22 protein-coding genes are annotated in these 23,310 nt (G+C 37.1%); 4 read left to right on the top strand and 18 right to left on the bottom strand.

Annotated elements, in window-relative coordinates; translation table 11 throughout:
* Positions 1-251, top strand: a 251-nt coding sequence (locus tag D2K40_RS16540; protein ID WP_205417567.1) for a hypothetical protein, incomplete at its 5' end; no start/stop codon positions are given.
* A gap of 33 nt (positions 252-284) precedes the next feature.
* Here the strand turns inward: D2K40_RS16540 and prmC are convergent.
* The 11 genes from prmC to D2K40_RS08825 all read right to left on the bottom strand — a co-directional run bounded on the left by prmC (position 285) and on the right by D2K40_RS08825 (position 12,288).
* Positions 285-1,145, bottom strand: coding sequence for a peptide chain release factor N(5)-glutamine methyltransferase (gene prmC, locus D2K40_RS08775; RefSeq protein WP_117155079.1), 861 nt, complete (start codon positions 1,143-1,145; stop codon positions 285-287).
* Position 1,146: 1 nt separating this feature from the next.
* The gene (gene prfA, locus D2K40_RS08780; RefSeq protein ID WP_117155081.1) at positions 1,147-2,217 is read right to left on the bottom strand and encodes a peptide chain release factor 1; all 1,071 of its coding nucleotides are present in this window, start codon (positions 2,215-2,217) and stop codon (positions 1,147-1,149) included.
* Positions 2,218-2,561: 344 nt separating this feature from the next.
* Complete coding sequence (locus tag D2K40_RS08785) at positions 2,562-3,182, bottom strand: thymidine kinase (RefSeq protein ID WP_117155083.1); 621 nt, start codon at positions 3,180-3,182, stop codon at positions 2,562-2,564.
* Between the two features lie 256 nt (positions 3,183-3,438).
* The gene (locus tag D2K40_RS08790; RefSeq protein ID WP_117155085.1) at positions 3,439-3,684 is read right to left on the bottom strand and encodes a type B 50S ribosomal protein L31; all 246 of its coding nucleotides are present in this window, start codon (positions 3,682-3,684) and stop codon (positions 3,439-3,441) included.
* A gap of 141 nt (positions 3,685-3,825) precedes the next feature.
* Positions 3,826-5,112: a transcription termination factor Rho gene (gene rho, locus D2K40_RS08795; RefSeq protein ID WP_117155087.1), complete on the bottom strand. Its 1,287-nt coding sequence runs from the start codon at positions 5,110-5,112 to the stop codon at positions 3,826-3,828.
* Between the two features lie 486 nt (positions 5,113-5,598).
* Positions 5,599-6,885 (bottom strand): UDP-N-acetylglucosamine 1-carboxyvinyltransferase, encoded by a 1,287-nt coding sequence (locus D2K40_RS08800; RefSeq protein WP_117155089.1) that lies wholly within the window; start codon positions 6,883-6,885, stop codon positions 5,599-5,601.
* A gap of 392 nt (positions 6,886-7,277) precedes the next feature.
* Entirely contained in the window at positions 7,278-8,132 is an 855-nt protein-coding gene (gene fba / locus D2K40_RS08805) for a class II fructose-1,6-bisphosphate aldolase (RefSeq protein WP_117155091.1), read from the bottom strand.
* A 214-nt stretch (positions 8,133-8,346) separates the two neighbouring features.
* Positions 8,347-8,718 (bottom strand): response regulator, encoded by a 372-nt coding sequence (locus D2K40_RS08810; RefSeq protein ID WP_229666687.1) that lies wholly within the window; start codon positions 8,716-8,718, stop codon positions 8,347-8,349.
* A 257-nt stretch (positions 8,719-8,975) separates the two neighbouring features.
* Entirely contained in the window at positions 8,976-10,577 is a 1,602-nt protein-coding gene (locus D2K40_RS08815; protein WP_117155093.1) for a CTP synthase, read from the bottom strand.
* Positions 10,578-10,945: 368 nt separating this feature from the next.
* Positions 10,946-11,482, bottom strand: a complete 537-nt coding sequence (gene rpoE / locus D2K40_RS08820) for a DNA-directed RNA polymerase subunit delta (RefSeq protein WP_117155095.1) — start codon at positions 11,480-11,482, stop codon at positions 10,946-10,948.
* 218 nt (positions 11,483-11,700) lie between these two features.
* A complete protein-coding gene (locus tag D2K40_RS08825) occupies positions 11,701-12,288 on the bottom strand; it encodes a P-loop nucleotide/nucleoside kinase family protein (RefSeq protein WP_117155097.1) in 588 nt (195 codons plus the stop codon).
* 272 nt (positions 12,289-12,560) lie between these two features.
* On the opposite strand from D2K40_RS08825, the gene cls reads away from it, so the two are divergent.
* Positions 12,561-13,760 (top strand): cardiolipin synthase, encoded by a 1,200-nt coding sequence (gene cls / locus D2K40_RS08830; RefSeq protein WP_117155099.1) that lies wholly within the window; start codon positions 12,561-12,563, stop codon positions 13,758-13,760.
* A gap of 545 nt (positions 13,761-14,305) precedes the next feature.
* Here cls and D2K40_RS08835 read toward each other — a convergent pair.
* The 5 genes from D2K40_RS08835 to speE all read right to left on the bottom strand — a co-directional run bounded on the left by D2K40_RS08835 (position 14,306) and on the right by speE (position 19,313).
* Positions 14,306-15,091, bottom strand: a complete 786-nt coding sequence (locus D2K40_RS08835; RefSeq protein ID WP_117155101.1) for a GNAT family N-acetyltransferase — start codon at positions 15,089-15,091, stop codon at positions 14,306-14,308.
* A 125-nt stretch (positions 15,092-15,216) separates the two neighbouring features.
* A complete protein-coding gene (argS, locus tag D2K40_RS08840) occupies positions 15,217-16,878 on the bottom strand; it encodes an arginine--tRNA ligase (protein WP_373285565.1) in 1,662 nt (553 codons plus the stop codon).
* A 5-nt stretch (positions 16,879-16,883) separates the two neighbouring features.
* Positions 16,884-17,321 carry a YwiB family protein gene (locus tag D2K40_RS08845; protein ID WP_117155106.1) on the bottom strand — a complete coding sequence of 146 codons (438 nt, stop codon included), beginning with the start codon at positions 17,319-17,321 and terminating at the stop codon, positions 16,884-16,886.
* 276 nt (positions 17,322-17,597) lie between these two features.
* Positions 17,598-18,470, bottom strand: a complete 873-nt coding sequence (gene speB, locus D2K40_RS08850) for an agmatinase (RefSeq protein WP_117155108.1) — start codon at positions 18,468-18,470, stop codon at positions 17,598-17,600.
* A gap of 6 nt (positions 18,471-18,476) precedes the next feature.
* Entirely contained in the window at positions 18,477-19,313 is an 837-nt protein-coding gene (gene speE, locus D2K40_RS08855) for a spermidine synthase (protein WP_117155110.1), read from the bottom strand.
* Positions 19,314-19,518: 205 nt separating this feature from the next.
* Between speE and D2K40_RS08860 the strand changes: the two genes are divergently transcribed.
* On the top strand, positions 19,519-21,516 hold the full coding sequence (locus D2K40_RS08860; RefSeq protein WP_117155112.1) for a transglycosylase domain-containing protein: 1,998 nt from the start codon (positions 19,519-19,521) through the stop codon (positions 21,514-21,516).
* 256 nt (positions 21,517-21,772) lie between these two features.
* On the opposite strand, the gene D2K40_RS08865 is transcribed toward D2K40_RS08860, so the two are convergent.
* Complete coding sequence (locus tag D2K40_RS08865; protein ID WP_117155114.1) at positions 21,773-22,297, bottom strand: YwhD family protein; 525 nt, start codon at positions 22,295-22,297, stop codon at positions 21,773-21,775.
* 149 nt (positions 22,298-22,446) lie between these two features.
* On the opposite strand from D2K40_RS08865, the gene D2K40_RS08870 reads away from it, so the two are divergent.
* A complete protein-coding gene (locus D2K40_RS08870; RefSeq protein ID WP_117155116.1) occupies positions 22,447-22,632 on the top strand; it encodes a 2-hydroxymuconate tautomerase in 186 nt (61 codons plus the stop codon).
* Between the two features lie 134 nt (positions 22,633-22,766).
* Here D2K40_RS08870 and D2K40_RS08875 read toward each other — a convergent pair whose 3' ends face one another.
* On the bottom strand, positions 22,767-23,279 hold the full coding sequence (locus D2K40_RS08875) for a YwgA family protein (protein WP_117155118.1): 513 nt from the start codon (positions 23,277-23,279) through the stop codon (positions 22,767-22,769).
* Positions 23,280-23,310 lie beyond the last annotated feature (31 nt).

The raw sequence follows: 23,310 nt of genomic DNA on the forward strand, positions 1-23,310 counted from the left end.
GGGATTTTGTGTCCGGCTTCCTTCAGATTCTATCTCACGATAGACACCCTTGCCTTTCACTAACAGTTCCTACTGCCAAGTCTGTGGTGGACTTTCACCACCTAGTTATAACTCATGCCGGGCGCACGATCCACTCGGAAGCGTCATTTGCTTCCGAATTAGCTGAAGCCGTGCCTGCGGAAAGGGAATCAATTTTATTTGAGGAGCGAGCATGGAAATTCTTTTTTGAAATCTCGCGCCATAAGCAATAATCTTTTTTAAAAAAATAATCCAAAATCCATTTCCTATTCACTCATTTTTGCAAAAACCATTCGGTCTCTTCCGTTTATATCTTGGCAAATCTCTACTTTACTGTTAGGGAATTGTGTTAGTATTAGTTGTTTTACTTGTTCTGCTTGTTGATAACCTATTTCAAATGCAAGTAATCCACATGGGGATAACATTTTTTTAGCTTGGACAATGATCTGTTGATAAGCTGCGAGTCCGTCTGATTCTGCAAACAATGCTAAGGATGGGTCGAAATTTTTTACCGTATCTGCTAATGTTTCTTTTTCCTCCCAAGCAATATAAGGAGGATTGGAGATAATTACATCAACTGATTCAGACTCCTCAAGCCACTTTTGTAAAAAATCACTTTGCTTAAAAGTAACTTCAGCATTTAATGTGGCAGCATTTTTCCTTGCTATTTGTAAAGCTTCAGTTGATATATCACTTGCTTCTACAGTAAGGCTCGGATCTTCCAATTTAAGTGTAATAGCAATAATTCCGCTTCCTGTACCAATATCAACTACCTTAAGAGGGCGTGGGATATTTTTAATTCGGTCTAATACACCCACTACTAATTCTTCTGTTTCAGGTCGTGGGATTAATACATCTTGACTTACATGAAATGTCCGACCATAAAAATCCTCATAACCAGTTAAATGTTGAATCGGAATCCCTGTATCGACGTGTTTGTGAATATCCTGTTGATAAGCTTCATTAACTTTTGACGGAATCTTTTCCTTCATCGCCATTAATAATTGTGTTTTAGTAAACTGAAGATGGTGTAACAAAAGTAGTTCTGCTACACGCGGTTCACGATTATGTTCTTCTAAAAAAAGAGAAGCCCGGTGAAGGACTTCTTGTAAGGTAGGTTGCGTCATTTTATTCTCCAATTTGATCCATTTTGTTAGTTTGTTCTTCCATTATTAATGCATCAATCACTTCATCTAGTTTTCCTTCTAGGACTTGATCAAGTTTTTGAATAGTTAGTCCAATACGGTGATCTGTCACACGGTTTTGCGGAAAATTATATGTGCGAATACGTTCCGAGCGGTCACCTGATCCAACAGCAGACTTTCTATTCTCATCATATTCTGCTTGTGCTTCTCGTTGGAATTTATCATAAATTCGAGCACGCAAAATTTTCATCGCTTTTTCTTTGTTTTTGATTTGTGACTTTTCATCTTGCATCGATACAACAATTCCAGTTGGCTCGTGCGTTAGTCGAACTGCGGACATGGTTGTATTAACACTTTGTCCTCCAGGTCCACTTGATGTAAAGGTATCTACACGAATGTCTTTATCGTGAATATCTACTTCTACTTCTTCTGTTTCAGGCAACGCGACAACAGTTGCAGTTGATGTATGAATTCGGCCACCAGATTCTGTATCCGGAACACGTTGTACACGATGGGCACCGTTCTCATATTTCAGTTTTGAATAGGCTCCTTTTCCATTGATCATGAAAATAACCTCTTTATAACCACCAACACCTGTTTGACTTGTTTCCATTACATCTAGCTTCCAGCCTTGTGCTTCTGCAAATCGTGCGTACATACGATACAAGTCTCCAGCGAATAGCGCTGCTTCGTCACCACCAGCTGCGCCACGAATTTCCATAATAACACTCTTATCGTCATTAGGGTCTTTCGGTAGCAATAGAATTCTTAATTTATCTTCCAATTCAGGAACTTGTTCTTCTAACTCATCAATTTCCATTTTGACCATTTCATGCATTTCTTGGTCTAGTTTATCTTCAAGCATTTTCTTAGCCTCATCAAGCTGTGTCGTAACATCTTTATATTCACGATAAACTTCAATGATGTCTGCTAAATCAGATTGTTCTTTTGAGTACTCTCTTAATTTCTTTGTATCATTAATTACTTCAGGATCACTTAATAGTTCATTTAATTTGTCATAACGGTCTTCTAATGATTGTAATTTTTCAAGCACGTGTCTCACCTCTTCTTCTTTTCCAACGCGCATTCCTATTTTAGTATACAATACTTCTCATTATAATATAGGAAGAATGCTACGTCAAAAGCAACAGTATGTATGATGCACTTTCTCATTTAAAACATTCTAATTCTTGAGGAGCGGATTGATGAAATGTTAAGCGAATGCTGAATTAATTCAGTTTTCGCCGAATAATTCCTCTTTTCGCTGAATTATTTTTGAATTCGCCGAATTAATGCTCATTTTTGCCGGATAATCGCTACGTTCGCCGAATTAATATTCGAAAATCAACAGAGCCTTAAAAAACAAACAAAAAACACCGTACAAGACGGTGTTTTGGATTAGCTTGATGTATTGGCAGGCTGAATATTTAAGCTTGGCCTGGGCTTGTTTGGCACTTCGTGGTGATGGCGGCATCGGGGCTCATAAGCTTCTGAAGCACCAACTAGAATAATTGGATCATAATAAGAGGCTGGTTCGCCATCTATTAAACGTTGCGTTCTACTTGCTGGGGACCCACAAACCGGACAAATTGCGTTTAACTTCGAAACAGATTCGCTAAGTGCCATTAATTTGGGCATAGGACCAAATGGTTCTCCTCGAAAGTCTGTATCTAAGCCAGCTACAATTACACGATGACCGTGATTTGCTAGCTCATCAATGATTTCAACTATTTTATCATCAAAAAACTGAACTTCATCAATACCTACAACATCTATTGAATCATCCATTTGGGCAATAATATCATCAGCACAGGAAACCGGGCGCGCTAAAATAGTAGTACCATTATGGGAAACAACAGATTCATCTGCATAACGATCATCAATAGCAGGTTTAAATACACGTACAGTAAGATTGCCATATGTTGCTCTTCTAACTCGACGAATTAATTCCTCTGATTTTCCTGAAAACATACTTCCGCAAATGAGCTCAACCCATCCGCTTTGCTTCATAACATACACGTGACGTGCTCCTTTCTATGCCAAAACAAGCTGTATAAATTTATCCTTCTACGACTATATTCGATTCTTTTCTTAAAATTCCCTTGCATCGAAAGTCTTATTTAACAAATTAAAAAACAGGCAAGAAAACCTAATTCGCCTGTTTTATCCAGTTCATTTTCATAAAGTATTGTTCTATTGAACAACCTTTAGTTAAGATAAGCCATCCTTCAATTGAAGAATGGCTTACTTACTTCAACTAACACAATGCATGTGTTTAGCTAAGATTATATTTTTTCTTAAAGCGATCTACACGGCCACCAGCTTTATCAGCTTTTTGCTTACCAGTATAGAACGGGTGAGAATCTGAACTAATCTCAACACGGATTAATGGGTATGTGTTACCATCTTCCCACTCAATTGTTTCATCCGAAGATTTAGTTGATCCGCTTAGAAATTTGTAATCAGAACTTGTGTCTAGAAATACAACTTTTTTGTATTCTGGGTGAATTCCTGCTTTCATGTCTTTCCACTCCTTTTGCCCTGAATCCCTTGGATACAGAGTTATTAACTTATTATACAATACGAAAATTGTATAATTTACGGATTCTATAAAGAATTCATACAGAAAGATTATAACAGTGTGTCAATCTGTTTGCAATAGCTAGTTCTTTCTTGTTGTCCCTTTTCGCTTCATTTCTTCTTCTAGTTGTTGGAAGAACTCTAAATTGTTTTCTGTTTTACGTAATTTTCGTAAGAAACGATCTAAGAAATCGCCTGAATCTTGCATCGATTTACGTACAGCCCACATAACATCTAATTGATCTTGCGGCAATAATAACTCTTCTTTTCTTGTACTAGAACGTGCGATATCAATTGCAGGGAAAATTCGACGTTGCGCAAGAGAGCGGTCCAGGTGTAATTCCATGTTACCAGTCCCTTTAAATTCCTCATAAATCACATCGTCCATTCGAGATCCTGTTTCAACTAGAGCAGTAGCTAGAATGGTGAAACTTCCACCTTCTTCAATATTACGCGCAGCACCAAAGAAGCGCTTCGGTCTATGAAAAGCTGCTGGATCTATACCACCGGAAAGCGTTCTTCCGCTTGGTGGAATTACTAAATTATAAGCACGTGCTAAACGTGTGATACTATCCATTAGGACCACAACATCTTTTTTATGTTCAACTAGTCGCATTGCGCGCTCTAAAACAAGCTCAGATACCTTTATATGGTTCTCTGGCACTTCATCAAAGGTTGAACTAACAACATCAACATCAGGATGTACTGAACGTTCAATATCTGTCACTTCTTCCGGACGCTCGTCAACTAATAGAATAATTAACTTTGTGTCTGGGTGATTTTCAGTGATACTGTTCGCGATTTGTGTTAATAGCATTGTTTTACCAGCTTTAGGTGGTGCTACAATTAGACCACGCTGACCAAAACCAACTGGCGTAACCAAGTCCATGATACGCGTTGAAATCCCATTAGGTTTTGTTTCTAACCCCATCAGACGATCTGGATACAACGCTGTTAGTGCAGGAAAATGGACACGTTCTTTTGCTAGTTCAGGATTATCACCGTTAACAGCATCCACGTGCAAGAGTCCATAATATCGTTCATTTTCTTTTGGAGGTCTTACTTTACCAGATACTTTATCACCGTTACGTAAATCGAATCTACGAATTTGTGAAGCAGAGATATAAATATCTTCTGCACTCGGCGAATAGTTAATCGGACGTAAAAAACCGAAACCCTCTGATGGAATAATTTCTAAAATTCCATCCATAAATAAATAGCCACTTTTCTCCGCTTGTGCTTTTAATATTGCGAAAATTAATTCTCTTTTTGTTAATTTTGCATAATAAGATACTTTAAACTCCTTCGCCTGAGCATAAAGGTCTTTTAATGTCATGGTCTCTAATTGAGAGATCGTTACTTCAGCCACACAATCACCACACCTATAAAATTATTTAAATGAGCATGTCCATCCTTATTTTCCAATAAATATGGCATACTTCATCTTGTTAATAGATCTATTCATTTGTATACAGTATTCCTTTGATAATATAATACTTATTTTATGGATACTCCCTATAATTGAAGTCTTTTGCTTGTGTCTTGTAATGTAGACATGATGTATTTCTAGCAAGAAGTTAAGAGAAGGAATATAGTTATTAATAGATAGAATAGAAGTTTTACTAATATGTTACCAAGTATACCCTTGTAGTTTACTTAAACCATCTTCATCGTACCTTTTTCTTACGTAATATTCAACTATATTTTTATTTAATTTTGAGAGAAAGTTCAAAAAGTCATTAATATAGTTCACTTTATAGCTAGAATTTTTTAAAAAAAGGGTCTAAATAGAGGGGTATTAAAATAGAATAGCTAAGACAAGAAGCAGTAGATTAGCTCCTTGTCTTAGGTTTTCTTATGAATTTTGAAATTGCTCAATTTCAGCTTCTGACATCTCTTCTCGCCAGATAACTGCACCTAGGTTTGACAGTTTCTCTGTTAATTGTTCATAACCTCTGTCAATGTGTTCAAGTCCTGTTATTTCCGTTACACCATCTGCAATTAAACCAGCCACTATTAAGGCTGCTCCTGCACGTAAATCACTGGCTTTTACTTTTGCACCTTCTAATTGTACTGGACCAGAGATAATTGCTGAGCTTCCTTCAACCTTGATTTGGGCATTCATTCTACGTAATTCATCAATATGCTTAAATCGTGCCTGGTAGATTGTATCGGTTACAACTCCAGTTCCTGATGCTTTCGTTAATAATGAGGTAAAGGGTTGCTGCAGGTCTGTTGGAAACCCTGGATGAACAAGTGTTTTGATATCAACACTTTTCATGTTTTCTGATCTAGTGATTAGTAATTGCTCTTCGCCTTCTTCAATATTAGCACCCATTTCACGAAGTTTTGCAAGTAAGGGCTCCAAATGTTGTGGAATGACATTATCAATCAAGACTTTTTCACCTTGAGCGGCAGCCATGATTGTATAAGTTCCTGCTTCAATACGATCTGGAATAATGGTATGCATACAGCCAGTTAAACTGTCGACACCTTCAATACGAATCACATCTGTACCAGCACCTTTGATTTTTGCTCCCATGCTAGTTAATAATGTTGAAACATCAATAATTTCAGGTTCTCTAGCCGCATTTTCAATAACCGTTTTTCCTTTTGCTTTAACAGCTGCTAACATAATATTAATTGTTGCCCCAACACTGACAACATCAAGATAAATTCGAGCACCTTTTAATTCATCCGCACGTAAGTAAATAGCACCTTGTTCGTTAGTGACTTTTGCACCAAGGGCCTCAAATCCTTTAATATGCTGATCAATTGGACGTGGACCAAGGTGACATCCACCTGGTAATCCGATTACTGCTTGTTTAAAGCGACCAAGCATTGCGCCCATAAAATAATAGGATGCACGTAGTTTTTTCACTTTGCCATTTGGTAGTGGCATCGCCGTCATATGTGATGGATCAATATGTACAGTTTGCCCACTCCATTTTACTTCTCCGCCTATTTCTTCTAAAAGTTCTCCTAGAATACCAACATCTGAGATCTGTGGTAACCCTTCAATGATTACTTTTGAATCAGCTAAAATCGCTGCTGGTAATAATGCTACAGCACTGTTTTTCGCTCCACTGATTCTAACTTTTCCATTGAGAGGAGTACCTCCTTGTACAAATAATTTTTGCATTTGGGATTCCTCACTTTATTAATTGTATAACCATACAATGATTTTTATTATTCTTATCTTAGTAGTTACAATTATCTTTCTCGGCAACCATAGTTTACACATATTTTCCATAAAACATGCATGCTTTTCAGCAACAATAATTCTATTATACAAATAAATTGCGCCAGTATCTACCTTTAGTATTATGAATTTAATAATTATGAGGGATAAATTAGGAAAAGTTCAAAAATTTACTTAATTATGTTGAAAAACCTTCTGAATTTTTTTCAAAAATGAAAATACGACCACTTCTCAAATGAAATCGATTCTTAGTGATGTAGTGGATAAGAATGTTATCACAAAAAAATCAAATAAAAAAGCCATCCAGTTGGATGACTTTCATATAATATTACTTATGCTTGATTTGATGAACCGAATTCGCGCATTTTTCCGATTACAGTTTCTTTAATCGCATCGCGTGATGGTCCTAAGTATTTACGTGGGTCGATCATCTCAGGATTTGCAGCTAATACGTCACGTACTTTTTGTGTTTGCTGAATTTGGTTTTCAGTGTTTACGTTAATTTTAGATGTACCATAAGAAATTGCTTTTTTGATGTCTTCTGTAGGGATACCAGTTCCACCGTGAAGTACTAGTGGTACTCCAGCAACTGTATTGATTTCTTCCATTTCTTTGAATCCTAGGTTTGGTTCACCTTCGTATGGTCCGTGTACAGAACCTAATGCAGGTGCAAGACAATCAATACCTGTGCGATCAACTAGCTCTTTACACTCTGCAGTATCAGCATACATGATACCACCTGTAATACCGTCTTCTGTTCCACCAACAGTTCCAAGCTCTGCCTCAACAGAAACACCGTGGAAGTGTGCTAGTTCTACTACTTTAGATGTTACTGCTACGTTGTCTTCGAAAGTTCCGTGAGAAGCATCAATCATTACAGATGTGAAACCTGCATGAATTGCTTTTGCACAAGATTCAAATGTTTGACCGTGGTCTAAGTGGATCGCAACTGGTACTGTTGTTCCTTGCGCTTCCATTGTTGCTCTAACCATTGCAACTACAACACCATAGCCTCCCATATATTTACCTGCACCTTCAGAAACCCCAAGAATAACTGGAGATTTTTCATCTTGAGCAGCTTGTAGGATAGCTTGAATATACTCCAAGTTGTTAATGTTAAATTGTCCAACTGCGTAACGTTTTGCATTTGCTGTGTCTAGCATTTCTTTCATAGATACTAATGGCATAAATTATTCCTCCTTAAAAGATTAGTGAATATAATATTCCCTATAGCCAGTCAAAATATGTTTGTTGATTGGATACAATATTAGAATACCAACTTCGACAAGAAGGTGCAACAAAACTTATTATTGTAAACGCTTGCTCTCGTAATTATTTTGTATATTTTATGAAGTTTATGAATGATTACCTTATTCTAGAAATTTTTTCAATACTATTACATTAATTACTTTCAGTTAATAAACGATTAATGTGATATTTGGCATCTACAATGTTAAAAGGTTTTGAAAATACTTCTTTAACAGAAGTGAAATTTTCTGTTCTTTGTTTTGCTTCCTCAGCTAATCCGCTCATCATTATTGTTGGAATATATGTATTTGCCTCTTCTAGATTACTAATAACAGTGCAGCCATCGATTATAGGTAAGCGAAAATCAATTATAAGTAAATCTGGCGGTGTTTTTTCTATTACTGTTAATGCTTCTTTCCCATTTTCACAACTAATAACAGCATGCCCTTCATTTTTAACTAGTTCTTCTAACAATAAGCGTATACCCAATTGGTCATCAACAATTAAGACTGTTTTTGTCATCATAATCCGCCTTCCTTACTATTTAAAGAAAATTGTTATACATATACCTAACAATATATTTTATATAATATAATAAATTCTAACTAGTATATATCATTTTTAAATTTAATTTACAATCCATTTGTGACCAATTTATGTATATGTTTACAATTCTATTACAAAATTCGTTCTTTTTATAGTAAAAATTACATTTGTTTGTAATTTAATAAAAAAGCGAGATAATTGGACCTCCAATCATCTCGCTTTTTGTTTCAGCATTTTTATTGCTGTGACACTGCCGCTCCGATGAATCCATAAAATAATTGTTGCGGGCGTGTTGGTCGTGATTTAAACTCTGGATGGAATTGTGATGCTACAAACCACGGATGATCTGCAACTTCCACTGTCTCGATTAGCTTGCCATCAGGACTTGTACCAGAAAAGATAAATCCTTGCTCTTCCATTTGATCGCGGTATTGGTTATTAAATTCAAAGCGGTGACGGTGTCGTTCATAAACAACATCTTCTCCATGATAAGCTTCTTTTGTTTTCGTGCCATCTTTTAGTCGACAAGGGTAGACGCCTAATCTTAATGTACCACCCATATCAGAAATATCTTTTTGTTCTGGAAGTAGGTCGATAATTGGGTATGGTGTCTCTGGATCTATTTCTGCTGAATGCGCTCCTTGTAAGCCAAGTACATTACGAGCAAATTCAACAGTAGCCAATTGCATTCCTAAACAGATTCCCAAGAATGGAATTTTTGATTCTCTAGCATAACGAATGGTTTCAATTTTCCCTTCAATTCCACGATCACCAAAACCGCCAGGAACAAGAATACCATCTACATCTGCTAGTAGTTGCTCAACATTTTCAGCAGTTACTGCTTCTGCATCAACCCAGCGTACATTCACGTCTGCGTTATAGCCATAACCTGCGTGTTTAAGGGCTTCAACAACTGAGATATAAGCGTCAGGTAATTCAACATATTTTCCGACTAAGCCGATTGTAACATTTTTTGACAGATGTTGTACTTTTTCAGCTAACTCATTCCACTCTGTCATGTCTGCTGGTGGACAATCTAAACCAAAGTGGTCACAAGTAATTTGATCTAAATTCTGACTTTGTAAAGCTAGAGGTACATGATAAAGCGTTTCTGCGTCAGTAGACTCGATTACAGAGCCTTCGTCAATATCACAGAACAGAGCAATTTTTTCTTTCATATCTTGGCTAATTGTCAGTTCAGAGCGAAGAATAATGACATCAGGCTGAATACCTAAAGAACGCAATTCTTTTACACTATGCTGTGTTGGTTTTGTTTTCAATTCACCTGCTGCTTTAATATAAGGTACTAATGTTGTATGGATGTACATAACGTTTTCTTTACCAATATCACTCTTAATTTGTCGAATTGCCTCTAAGAATGGTAACGATTCGATATCTCCAACCGTTCCACCTATTTCAGTAATGACAACATCTGCATTTGTTTGCTTACCAGATTGAAATACTTTATCTTTAATTTCATTTGTAATATGTGGAATAACTTGAACTGTACCACCTAAGTAGTCACCGCGTCGCTCTTTTTTAATAACGGTAGAGTAAATTTTTCCTGTTGTTACGTTACTATATTTATTTAAATTTATATCAATAAAACGTTCATAATGTCCTAAATCTAAATCCGTTTCTGCTCCATCTTCTGTTACGAATACCTCACCATGTTGATACGGGCTCATTGTGCCTGGATCGACATTGATGTATGGGTCAAACTTTTGAATTGTTACATTTAATCCTCTGTTTTTCAATAAACGTCCCAATGATGCTGCGGCAATCCCTTTACCAATTGATGAGACCACGCCTCCTGTTACAAAAATATACTTCGTCACTTAACATCCCTCTTCCTTTTTTATTTTAATCTGTGATAAAACCTGTGATTTCATACTGGTGCTTGCACTTGACTGCGTTAAATAAACCGTACACCTGTCTCTGCCTGGACAAACTTACTAAGCTAAAATCATTTTGGCATGGCTTGCCATCTTTTATTTAAAAAATCAAGAACTCAAACACGCTTTCCTGCAAGAATTAATGTGCAAAATCTTGATTACTTTAACGAGATACTGTGTTGTTTATCCTAAAAATAAAAAACGCCCCCCTACATGTAGGGGGACGCTATTTTTATTATTTAAGTAAATAATGGAGCCCAAATAGAATTTTACTCATTCAGTTTGTAAAAGTCAAGCTGAATTTGTAGTCTCTATTTATTCTCATCCTCGTCATCTTCAGTGTCATCATCACTATCATCATCGTCAGTATCTAACTCTTCATCATCAAACTCGTCGAAATCGTCATCATCTTTACTGACTTCATCAAAATCGTCATCACTCTCGTCAAAATCAGTTTGATCGAAGTCCAGATCTTCCTCTGTAATATCTTCATCGGTATCTTCAAAAATTGCCTCTTTTTTCTTTTTCTTTTTAGCTGCCGCTTTCTTCTTTTTCTTCTTCTTTGGTGCAGCACTTATTTCTTCTTCAATTTGCTCTACAGGGTACCAATCTCTTAATCCCCATAGGCCAGACCCAATCGATAAAAGACGTCCATCAATATTTAGATCTGTATAAAACTGCGCCAAAAATTCTTGCTTTTCTACATCGTTATAATTTTTCAATGTGACAACTTGATCGTAAATCTCTTGGTAAGGCATCGCTTTATTCTCTTTTTCCAAAATCATTGTTGCCAAATTAATCATGGATAGTTCTTGTAATTCTTCGCGGCTATAATTATCTAAACCCACCGTCAAAGCACTCCCTTTTATATAGTTTATCGTGTATATGTTTATTCATATACTATTACCTTATCTTCTTTATTTCATAAGGAATTGTGAAATAGATTACTTACATTTTGAATTCACCCTTATTGTCTCCAATACATTATATTGGCAAGAAAATTAAAATGCAATATTTGTTGCTATTTCACTGTTAAAAGAAATGTACTCTTGTATCTGATTACGTGTTACTTTTGTACAAAATCAACTAATTTCTTAATCTTTTCATCTGTTAAATCACCTGAATTATCAAATATATGTACATTATCTTCTGAAATATCCCAGTTTATTGTCGGAACGAAATTATCTCTCTTTTTATAGCTACCCCAATTATCGAGCTTCCACGTATCACGGATTGTACCACGGTCTTCAATACGAGCACGTTGTATTTCAATATCTTCAAGGGTTACAACTACTACTTTAACATCAACTTCAGCAAATGTTCTGTCACTTGCTTTTAGAACATCCTCAATCCATTGTTTGTTCTTTAATTCTGCTGTGAATGGTGAAATCATATATACATTTTGCCCGGCTGCTAAGTTATCAATACAAACGTCTTTTGTTGTATCATATTCTAAATCTCGCAAATTTTCTTTATAAAATCCTGAGTCTCGATCGTTCTTGTCCAATCCTTGTAATTCCAGAATGCGTTCAACAAAACGACCACCAATTGTATCACGATCTAAAAAAGCACCCGGCACATATTTAGCAACTTCTTTGGCAACAGTTGTTTTACCTGTACCTGCTACTCCAACAAAAAATATAAGTTTTTGCATCAAGAACACCTCTTTCATTTTAAATTTACTATTTTATGTTAACGCATACGAAACTAAAAAGCATTTTTTTTGTTTTTTTTATCAAATGATTTTCACTTTATTGGGAAAGTTATATTATAGTACGTGTTCAATTAGCTAGCAAATTAGAAGCAAGCAGGTCGAGGGTCGAAGTTTCTGAGGACCAGAAGAACGAGTCAACGAAGAGTTGTGCCACTTATCATTTAGTGACTTTTGAACGTCCCTTAAATAAACAAAAATAAGGAGTTGTTTTCTTGCAAACAATTGGTTTAATTCTAATTATTATTTTAGCTCTTGCTCTACTTGATTTTCAAATGGGAAAACGTCATTTTAGAAAACAGCCAACTTATGGAACTGTGCCTTTTCAGCCAGTTAATTACGAGATGATCACAACAGGTGATGTATTTTTCGAATCCTTCTTTGCTGATTTACGCGCAGCGAAAAACAACATTTCCATTTCCTTCTTTATCGTTCGAAATGATCAGATTAGTCAAAAACTGTATGAAATTTTAAAAGAAAAAGCAAGAGAAGGTGTTTCTGTTTATTTACTTGTTGATTGGATGGGTAGTCTTACATTGAAACAAAAAACTATCCGAGCATTACGTGCAAGTGGTGTTAATGTTCAGAAGAGTAATCCGCCTTCCTTCCCTTATTTTTTGTATCGACTAAATAGACGGAACCATCGAAAAATAGCCATTATCGATGAAAAGGTAAGTTACCTTGGTGGTTTTAATGTTGGAAAAGAATATCTCGGATTTGACCCAAAGCTTGGTGACTGGCGAGATTATCATATTAAATGTACCGATTCAGAGTTAGCTCGTTATTTGCAGGTAATATATAATTTTGACTGGGATTCAACAAAGCAGAAAAGGGCGTTATTACCGTCTCTACCTGAGAACGAATCCGCTCTTAACGATCACCATTTTGCACTTCATGTGACGGAAGCAGGTCAATTAGAGGACATATTAGTGAACTGGTTAAAGCAAGCTAAGCATTCGATTCATATTGGTTCGCCTTATTTCATTCCAAGTAAACGTGTATTTGATTGTTTATTAGATGCGTGTAATCGAGGTGTAGATGTTACGATACTTGCTCCCGAAAAAAGAGATCATCCTTTTGTAAAGCCAACTGCTTTTCCTTATTATCGGGAGATGCTTAGAGCTGGTGCAAAAGTTCATTTTTATGATCATGGCTTTTATCATGCGAAGCTTATCTTGCTTGATGAGAACTGGTGTGATCTTGGTACTGCTAACTTTGACAAGCGGAGTTTTTTGTATAATCAAGAGATTAATCTTAAGATGTATGCAGATCAAGAAATGCTTAAGCCAATTCGAGAGGCTTTCTTTACTGATCTTAAACGGAGCTTCCCTGTAACAGAGGAACATTTAAACAATCACCCACTGAAGTTCAAGATAGCTGGAAAAATTGGCAAGCTTATTGAACCGTTTTTGTAGAATGAGTTAGGGACAGTTTATATAAAATGCACAGGAATTTGTACCGTGAGATCCTCCCCCGCTCCATAAGTGAAATGGACTCGCTTTCCGTGGGCAGGGCTTTATGATGGGGCGAGTAATCGCAGCCCCACGGCTTCAGCTAACTCGGATAAGCAAAGATCGCTTTCCGAGTGGATCTTCAGCTCGCGCTGTTCCCACAGGAGTCTCGCCCATTTCACTTACTTCGCTAGTTTTGACTATAAATATATACAACAGGTATCATGGTGCAGAACAGCTCAATACGGTTTGACCTTTTAAATGTTCACTTAGAAATATATCCTCTAACTAGCGCAGGAAGCAAATGGATGACACTCCTTGAAAATACAAACTGATTTTCTGCGTGCGATGTCAATTCACTGAAGCATTCCTTATCCTGCGGAAACAGCAAATGTTTTCGATGGGGCGAGTAAGTCTAAGACTTTAATGCGTCGTTTATTTAAAATACGACATACGACATAAAGCTGCTAGTTTTCTATGATTTGATTTTAGTAGTAGCCTTTTGTTTCCTATTGATACATGGTCCAGTAGCCGATGTCTTGGAAGCCTAGTTGTTTGTATATTTTTCCTGCTTGCGGGTTGTCGTAGAATAGGCATAGTTGTTTTTGTTCGGCTAATAGGTCGTGACATAATTTTGTTAGACATTTTGTGGCTAAGCCTAGTTGCTTATAGTCTTTTCTAGTCGCAACGCCAACGACCATTGCAGAGCTTGAGTTCTCTGCGGTTGTTGATGCGGTCGCTACCATGTCGCCATCTTTTTCAATATAATAACCGCGCGTGACACCTTGTTTCAGGTTACGTTTTTTTCTTTCTGGACTGAATTCCATATCAACAAACTCAGGGACACTTGTTAAAAATTCACCTAAGCGTTCGACATCCTCTAATGTTATCTGCTTTACTTCCGATGTATCAACTGATGGTAATGCTGCACTTGTCGTACACTTTGCATAGTAGAACTCGCGTTTTTGTTTGTATGTAATCTTTAAATAAGGCTCTATCTGTGAAGTGATGTCTTTTAACCCTGATAACATCGGTTTATTAGGATCATTATTAATTATTTCAGCAAACCCTTTTGCATCAAAAGATCCAAGTGAAAAGGGAAGGTAGTTCTTTTCATACTTTAGCAATATTGCCCGAAGCTCACCTTTTTCATCAAAATCTCCCCAAATCTTTTGAAAATCTTGTTCATAACCAAAAGCTTCAATATCTCCAATAATGAATAGATTTTCTGCAGGCTTCTGTTGAATCAATTGCTGTGCTAGCACATCATCTTTTTCTGATAACTGACGTATCATAATGCTTCCTCCCCCATCCCGATATATTATACATATGTTACCATCACTTATTTAAACATGGAAGATATCCTTTTTATTTTTCCCAATAAAAAAGATCCAGCCAATTTGACTGAATCTTTTTCTGCTTACATTTTTTCTGGTGCGGATACGCCTATTAGGTTTAGGCCGTTTGCGATGGTTACGCGAACTGCTTTCATAAGTGCTAGACGTGCTTTTGTCCGTTCTGGATGATCCGCGTCTAGTACTTTTTCTGCATTATAGAAGCTATGCAGGGTTGAAGCTAGGTCAAAGATATATTGCGTCATGCGGTGTGGTGTGCGGTTTTCCGCTGCATCTGCGATTACTTTTGGAAATTCTCCTAAACGCTTCAATAAATCTTCTTCCTTTTCAGCAACTAACAAGCTACCATCAAAATCTCCATCTGTAGCAAAGCCTTTTTCTTCTGCTTGAGAAAGCATTGTACAAATACGGGCATGTGCGTATTGCACATAATAGACTGGATTATCATTTGATTCGGAACGAGCTAAGTCCATATCGAAATCTAAATGGGAATCACTTGAACGCATTACGAAGAAATAACGTACCGCATCAATCCCTACTTCTTCCATTAATTCACGTAATGTAACAGCTTTTCCGGTACGCTTACTCATCTTGACTTTTTCACCATTCTCAAATAGGTTCACCATTTGAATAATCTCAACTTCCAATGTGTCTGCTTGATAGCCTAACGCTTGGATAGCAGCACGCATTCTTGGAATATAACCGTGGTGATCTGCGCCCCAAATATTAATGAGTGTTTCGAAGCCACGATCTAATTTATTTTTATGGTACGCAATGTCTGGTGTTAAGTAGGTATAGGAGCCATCATTTTTAATTAAAACACGGTCCTTATCATCGCCAAAGTCAGTGGTACGGAACCATGTAGCTCCATCCTCTTCATAGGTATGCCCTTTTTCTTTTAATAAAGCTAAAGTTGGCTTAATTTTGCCTTCATCATATAGAGACGTTTCAGAGAACCAATGATCAAAAGAAACACGGAATGCTTCTAAATCTGCTGCTAGTTTTTTCAGTTCATATTTCAAACCATATTCTCTAAAGAAAGCTAACTGCTCAGCTTCGGGTTTATTTGCCCATTCGTCTTTGTAACTGTTAACCAAATCTTCGCCGATTGCAATAATGTCTTTTCCGCGATAACTGTCTTCAGGCATTGGCCAGTCTTTTCCTAATGCTTGCATGTAACGCGCTTGGATTGATATTGCTAAGTTATTAATTTGATTACCAGCATCGTTAATATAATATTCACGTTCTACGTCATATCCTGCTGCATCTAAAATATTACATAGGGAGTCACCAACAGACGCGCCGCGCGCATGTCCTAAGTGTAAATCTCCAGTTGGATTGGCAGAAACAAACTCAACTTGCATCTTATGACCTTGTCCAAATGTTGAGCGACCGTATTTTTCTCCTTCTTTTAAAATCACAGGGATCAAATCAGCTAGATAATTATTGTCCATGAAAAAGTTGATAAAACCAGGTCCTGCAATTTCTACTTTTGTGACAGATGCACTTGTTTGATCAAATGCTGCTACGATTTCTTCTGCAATTTGGCGTGGTGCCTTTTTAGCAATACGCGCTAACTGCATGGCAATATTTGTTGCGTAATCACCATGTGCACTGTCTTTTGGTTTTTCTAAAATAATGTCCGGCAGTTGTTCTGCTGTAGCAAGATCTGCTTTTATAACAGCTTGTTTAATTTCTTCTTTTAAATTGTTCTGGATATCTTGCATTATATTCACGGCGAAACCTCCTTAAAAGTAAGCGTCAAGCGATGTTTGCGATTACCTTCTCCATTTAATTTTGTTGTATAACTGATAAACAATTCTCCTGGATTTTCATCGATTGGCTGTTGGTAGTTAATTTGATCTGTATGAGTCTCCATATTAATTGTACCAAATTCATGGCGATACACATTTTCTGTTCGTTGGTTTTCCTTAAACTTTTGGAGCATATTGACCGCACCGGTTCGTTTAATACTGACTTTATCATGTGAAATGGTAATTAGCGCGTTAACATCCGCTTGCTCTTCTTGGTGTTCAGTGAAGCGGACTACTGCTATATTTCCATTTTGGGTAAAGTCTCCTGTTTCTTCGATCACTGTAATTGCCTTATCTTCTTGATCACGTATTTCTGTGACCAATTTGACCTCAACAGGCATTTGTTTCTTATCCATTCTATCATCCTTTGCTAACTACGTATTCTTAAGTATAAGAATGAACCAGATGAAACTCAAGGATCTACTCTGATTTTTTTGAAAAAGTTTATGTAAAAATATAGAAGGGAAATCTCCGCAACTTGAAATATACTCGCTTTTCGCGGGCAGGGCTTTATGATGGGGCGAGTAATCGCAGCCCCACGGCCTCAGTTGCTATGTTGATTCCCCTTACTAAATAACGGATCTATTATAGTTCTGTTATCTTCTTATTTACTTTTTTCTTAAACCCTTACCTTACTTCACCCAGCCGAGTAACATTTCTCTGACGAATTTACTTGCTGCGATGGCGGTTTGTTCTGTTGGGTCGTAATTCGGTGCTACTTCGACTAAATCAGCTCCGACCACTTTTATATTCGACTCTGCAATTAATTGAATGGCACGTAATAATTCTTTTGAAGAGATGCCTCCAGCTTCTGCAGTTCCTGTCCCTGGTGCAAATGCTGGGTCTAACACATCAATATCAATCGTGACATAGACATTTTCACCTGCTAACGTTGGCAGGATTTTTTCCAAAGGCTCTGCTACATCATAGCGGAACATATGCATCCCGCTTGTTTTTGCATAGTCAAATTCTTCGCGCATGCCAGAACGAATACCGAATGAGTAAACATTTTCTGGTCCAATTAACTCACAGGTTTTTCGGATTGGAGTTGAATGGGATAAAACTTCTCCTTCATATTCTTCCCGTAAATCAGCGTGTGCATCAATATGAATTACTTTTAGATCAGGGTATTCTTCGTGCATTGCTTGGATAATTGGCCAGGAAACAAGGTGTTCTCCACCTAATCCGAGCGGGAATTTTTTTAATGCTAATAATTGTTTTACGTACGCATAAATTTCTTCAATACTACGCGCAGGATTACCGAATGGAAGTGGCATATCTCCTGCATCAAAATAACTTACTTCTTCCATATGTTTATCCATATAAGGACTATACTCTTCTAAACCAAGCGATGCTTCACGAATACGATTGGGACCAAAACGTGAGCCTGGTCTGAAGCTAACGGTCCAATCCATCGGCATACCATAAATAACTGCATCCGATTCTTCTACTGTTGGTCGTGACATGATAAATACTTTTCCTGAATAAGCTTCATCAAAACGCATTGAAAGTCACCCCTTCTTCTCTGTTAAGTCTTTAACGAATTTAGGTAAGGCGAAACTTGCTTGGTGGATTTCTTCTGTGTAATATTTTGTATCCAATTCATGAAAACGTTCAGGCTTCAATTGTAATGGGTCATGTTTTTTACTTCCCATTGTGAATGTCCATAATCCGCTTGGGTATGTTGGAATATTTGCTGTGTACAATTTTGTAATTGGGAAGATTTCTTTCACGTCTTGAAATACTTGCTCAATAAGATCTGCTTTAAACCACGGGTTATCTGATTGTGCTACAAATACGCCGTCTTCTTTTAATGCTTTTGAGATTCCAGCATAAAATCCTTTTGAAAAAAGATTAACAGCTGGTCCAACTGGTTCTGTTGAATCGACCATGATTACATCATAGGCATTTTCGCTTTCTGCAATATGCATAAATCCATCTGCTACTTTTACTTCTACACGAGGCCCTTCTAATTCACCTGCAATGGAAGGTAAAAATTTCTTCGAGTACTCAATCACTTTTCCGTCAATTTCAACAAGTACTGCCTTTTCTACAGAAGGGTGCTTTAAGATTTCACGGATTACACCACCATCACCGCCACCAACAACTAATACATGTTTCGGATTCGGGTGTGTAAATAACGGAACATGTGCAATCATTTCATGGTACACAAATTCGTCTTTTTCTGTTGTCATGACCATGTCATCTAGGATAAGCATGTTACCCCATTCTGCTGTTTCAACCATATCTAACTTTTGAAAATCAGTTTTTTCTGTATGCAATGTTTTGTTTATTTTAGCTGTGATGCCAAAGTCTTCTGTTTGTTTTTCAGTAAACCATAATCCCATCTTATAAAACTCCTTTGTTTTTCTAATCTATTTCAACTTAATTTTTAATTGTTTCAAACAAATTAATTCTAGTGATTTTGCGGAAAAAAGCAAGACTTTTTCACAATCTTATAAGGTTTTTGTGTTTAATTATCGACGAATCTCGCCATAATGATACTACTACTCGTGAATTTACCTCATTAATAGAAGGAGTTTTTGAAAAAGTATGCGGCATATAAGACGCTTTTTTCAACAAATACATAAAAATAGGCCGCTTCGGTGGATTGGTATTCTTTTTGCTTCCGGCGTTATTGGTGTCGGCGTTTTACTATTAACGATTTATGTTTCTGCCTATCTACTAGGTGCTCCCCCTTTAACAACTGCGCAAAACACTGTTTACTATAGTGCAAACGGAACAAAAATCGGGGAAGAGCATAATATTGAAAACAGGTATTGGGTCGAGCTTGATCAGATTGAACCAATGCTCATTGAAGCAACAGTTCAAGCAGAAGATCAACACTTTTATGACCATAATGGTTTTGATTATAAGCGGATTCTAGCAGCGCTTTTAGTAGATATTAGAACTGGTTCAAAACGAGAAGGCGCAAGCACGATTACTCAACAGTATGCCCGCAATCTCTATTTATCCCATGATAAAACATGGGCTCGTAAAATAAAAGAAGCTTTCTACACGGTAAGGTTAGAGCTTTTTTATGACAAAGACGAACTATTAGAAGGCTATCTTAACACAATTTATTATGGTCATGGTGCTTACGGGATTGAAGCGGCTAGTCGTTATTTTTTTGATAAGGGCAGCAATGATCTAAGTCTTGCAGAAGCGACCTTACTAGCTGGTATACCCAATGGGCCAAGTTATTACTCTCCAATCTATAATTTTGAAAATGCAAAGAAGCGACAAAAGCGGATTTTATCAGTATTAGAAGAGAAAGAAGTCATCAGTGAACAGTCTGCTTATTTGGCAGAAAGAGAAGCTATTACAGTGAATGAGGCAGCACCTACAACAGTAGATTCAATCGCTCCTTATTTTCAAGATATTGTTTTAGCGGAAATGGAAGAAATCTTAGATGAGGATCGGGCTTCGATTCGGACCGCTGGGTATAACGTTTATACAACATTGAAAGCCCCTCATCAAGAAGAGTTGAAAAAATCGATTGAAAATAGAATTGAAGATACTAGTGAATTGCAGGTTGGCTCGATTGCGATGAATCCAACTAATGGTGCCATTACCGGTATGATTGGTGGTCGCGATTATACTGAAAGTCCGTATAACCGGGCAGTACAAGCAAAAAGAATGGTTGGCTCTGCGTTTAAACCGATTTTGTATTATACTGCATTAACATATGGCTATACACCTGCGACTACACTGATTAGTAAACCTACTAATTTTTTATTAGCGGATGGCACGAGCTATCACCCTAGTAACTATAACGGGTATTACGCAGATCGTCCGGTCACTCTCGCCCAAGCACTGGCTGTTAGTGACAACATCTATGCGATGAAAACACATATTTTTTTAAAACCTAAGCGGTTAATTAATACAGCGCGAGAATTTGGCATTACAAGTAGGCTTGACCCTGTTCCTTCACTTGCTTTAGGTACTGCCTCTGTTAACGTGAAAGAAATGGTAACTGCATACAGTATGTTAGCCAATGGAGGGAAATCAGTTGATCCTTATATGATAGAGAAAATTACTGATGCAGATGGAAAAGTTTTGTATGAGCATAAGGCGTCGGAGCAAAAGCAGGTACTTGATGCCCAGCAAACTTTTATTCTTAACCAACTGATGACAGGGATGTTTGACCCAACATTAAGTGGTTACATGCATGTTACAGGTGATTCAATTGCACATCGATTAGAGCACACCTATGCCGGGAAATCTGGAACAACAGAAAGTGATAATTGGATGATCGGTTACAGCCCTAAGCTAGTAATGGGGATCTGGACAGGTTATGACGACAACAGCCCTGTAGAAAAGGTTGCGGATCGAACGGCTGCTAAGCAAATTTGGGCAGACTTTATTATATCCGCTCATGATGGCGATGCTGTTCAAAATTTCCCTGTTCCTTCTGGAATAATCGCCGCGTACATCGATCCAACTAGTGGAGAATTATCTACTCCTTATTGCGAGAAGAGCAAGTTGATGTATTTTGTTAAAGGAACAGAACCTACAGAATATTGTTCTTTGCATTGGCCGGAAGATTGATGGTGAATTTGGGATTTGAGATCGCGGGCGGGAATTCGGCGTTTGCTGAATTATCGCTGAGTTTGCTGAATTATATTGCGGTTTTGCCGAATAATCTTGGATTTCGCCGAATAATTCTCAGTTTCGCTGAATAATCGCTCGAATCGCCGAATAATCTCTGAAATCGCCGAATCACCAATCAACCTAACCAGCGCTCCCTACAAAAAAGGTTTTGAGTAATGGCAATTTGTACGAAATGCCATCCTCAAAACCTTTTTTACTTACTCGGGAGCGCTTCTTTTAATTCATCAGCTGCATTCTCCCACATTACTGGATCGAATTCCCGTAGAAAGTCACCTAGTAATTCCTTTGATTCATCATCCATATGCTCGACAATATATTGTCCTTTCATTGATTTATCCATATGTGTAACATGTTCGGGCATTGATTTATAGGCACGTTTAATTGAACGATCAACACGAATTTCACTACCTGCTACACCGTGATAATATGGCCCGTTTTCACCGCGCTCTACTGTTACCCAGACAATCCAGTATAAAAGGCCATTAGGTACTTCTTCTTTATCCTTTATGAATTTCACACGGCGCTCCACTTCACTTCTAGCATGCATGGCACCCATATCAACAAAAGCACGCTTTTCATTCGGATCGATAATTACCGGTGAGATATTTTCCAAGCTAATTGAACCAACACCATAACCTCCATGACCATCTGTTGAATCATCTTTCATTATCGTAAAAGCATTACTTCTCTTTTGGTTTTTATTATCTTCTGTGGACATAAACCTAATCCTCCTTGACCTAACTTCTTCGTTAATGCTGTTATTGTAGCATATTGATTCAGGTCATTTCATCCTGGACAACTTTAGACGAGATTTCAACTTCATTTTCGCGTATACTATAAATAAAAATTAGAAGGAGTGTACTACATATGCCATATGTTACAGTGAAAATGTTAGAAGGAAGAACAGACGAACAGAAAAAAGCGTTGGTTGAAAAAGTTACAGATGCGGTTGTCGAAACAACTGGAGCTTCCAAAGAAAAGGTTGTTGTTTTTATTGAAGATATGACGAAAGATCATTATGCTGTTGGTGGCAAACGATTGAGTGATCAATAAGCACAATGGTTTTCTGGTATAGCTAGGGTAAAAATATACCTAAAACAAATACCACCCATCTAAAACTAATTAGCTTTAGGTGGGTGGTAAACTTTTTTTATTGACGCTACTTACTTAGCAAACTTTAAAGCACACTAAGCCTGCACTTGTTCATTCCCTTGTAACTCTGCAATAAACTGCCATGCGGATTCGATATCTGTTGCTGTATAATTGGAGCTTTTTTTAACAATTTGTATCTTTTCTTCTACTTCAGATTTCGATAGATGTTTAAAATAAAGTATGGTAGAGACAAGTTCTAAGAAGCGAGAACTTTGGTCTTTCATCTTGTCTATCTTGTCTTCAAATGGCGGCAGCACGACTTGTGAATGATTCAGGAAATCTTCGCCTGCACGTGTCATTGTATAACGATATTGATAATAGTTGCTTTTCTTTTCTTTACTTTCAGCAATAAACCCTAAGTTACACAACTCTTCCATTCTTAAGGTTAACTCTTCTGAATATGGACCATAAAAATGAAATTCGAATTTTTCCTCGAAAGGTATATCACAGTTTTTTAAAATATAAATCATTTTTTGAAGTTTCTTTCGACCAATTATTTCTCCAGAAGTCATGAAAAACTTCATCAGTTTAGCATGATTCGTCAACATAAAAACAACCCCTATTCCAAGCTTAGTAGAG

This window comes from Paraliobacillus quinghaiensis (assembly GCF_003426025.1).
GTDB lineage: Bacteria > Bacillota > Bacilli > Bacillales > Amphibacillaceae > Paraliobacillus_A > Paraliobacillus_A quinghaiensis.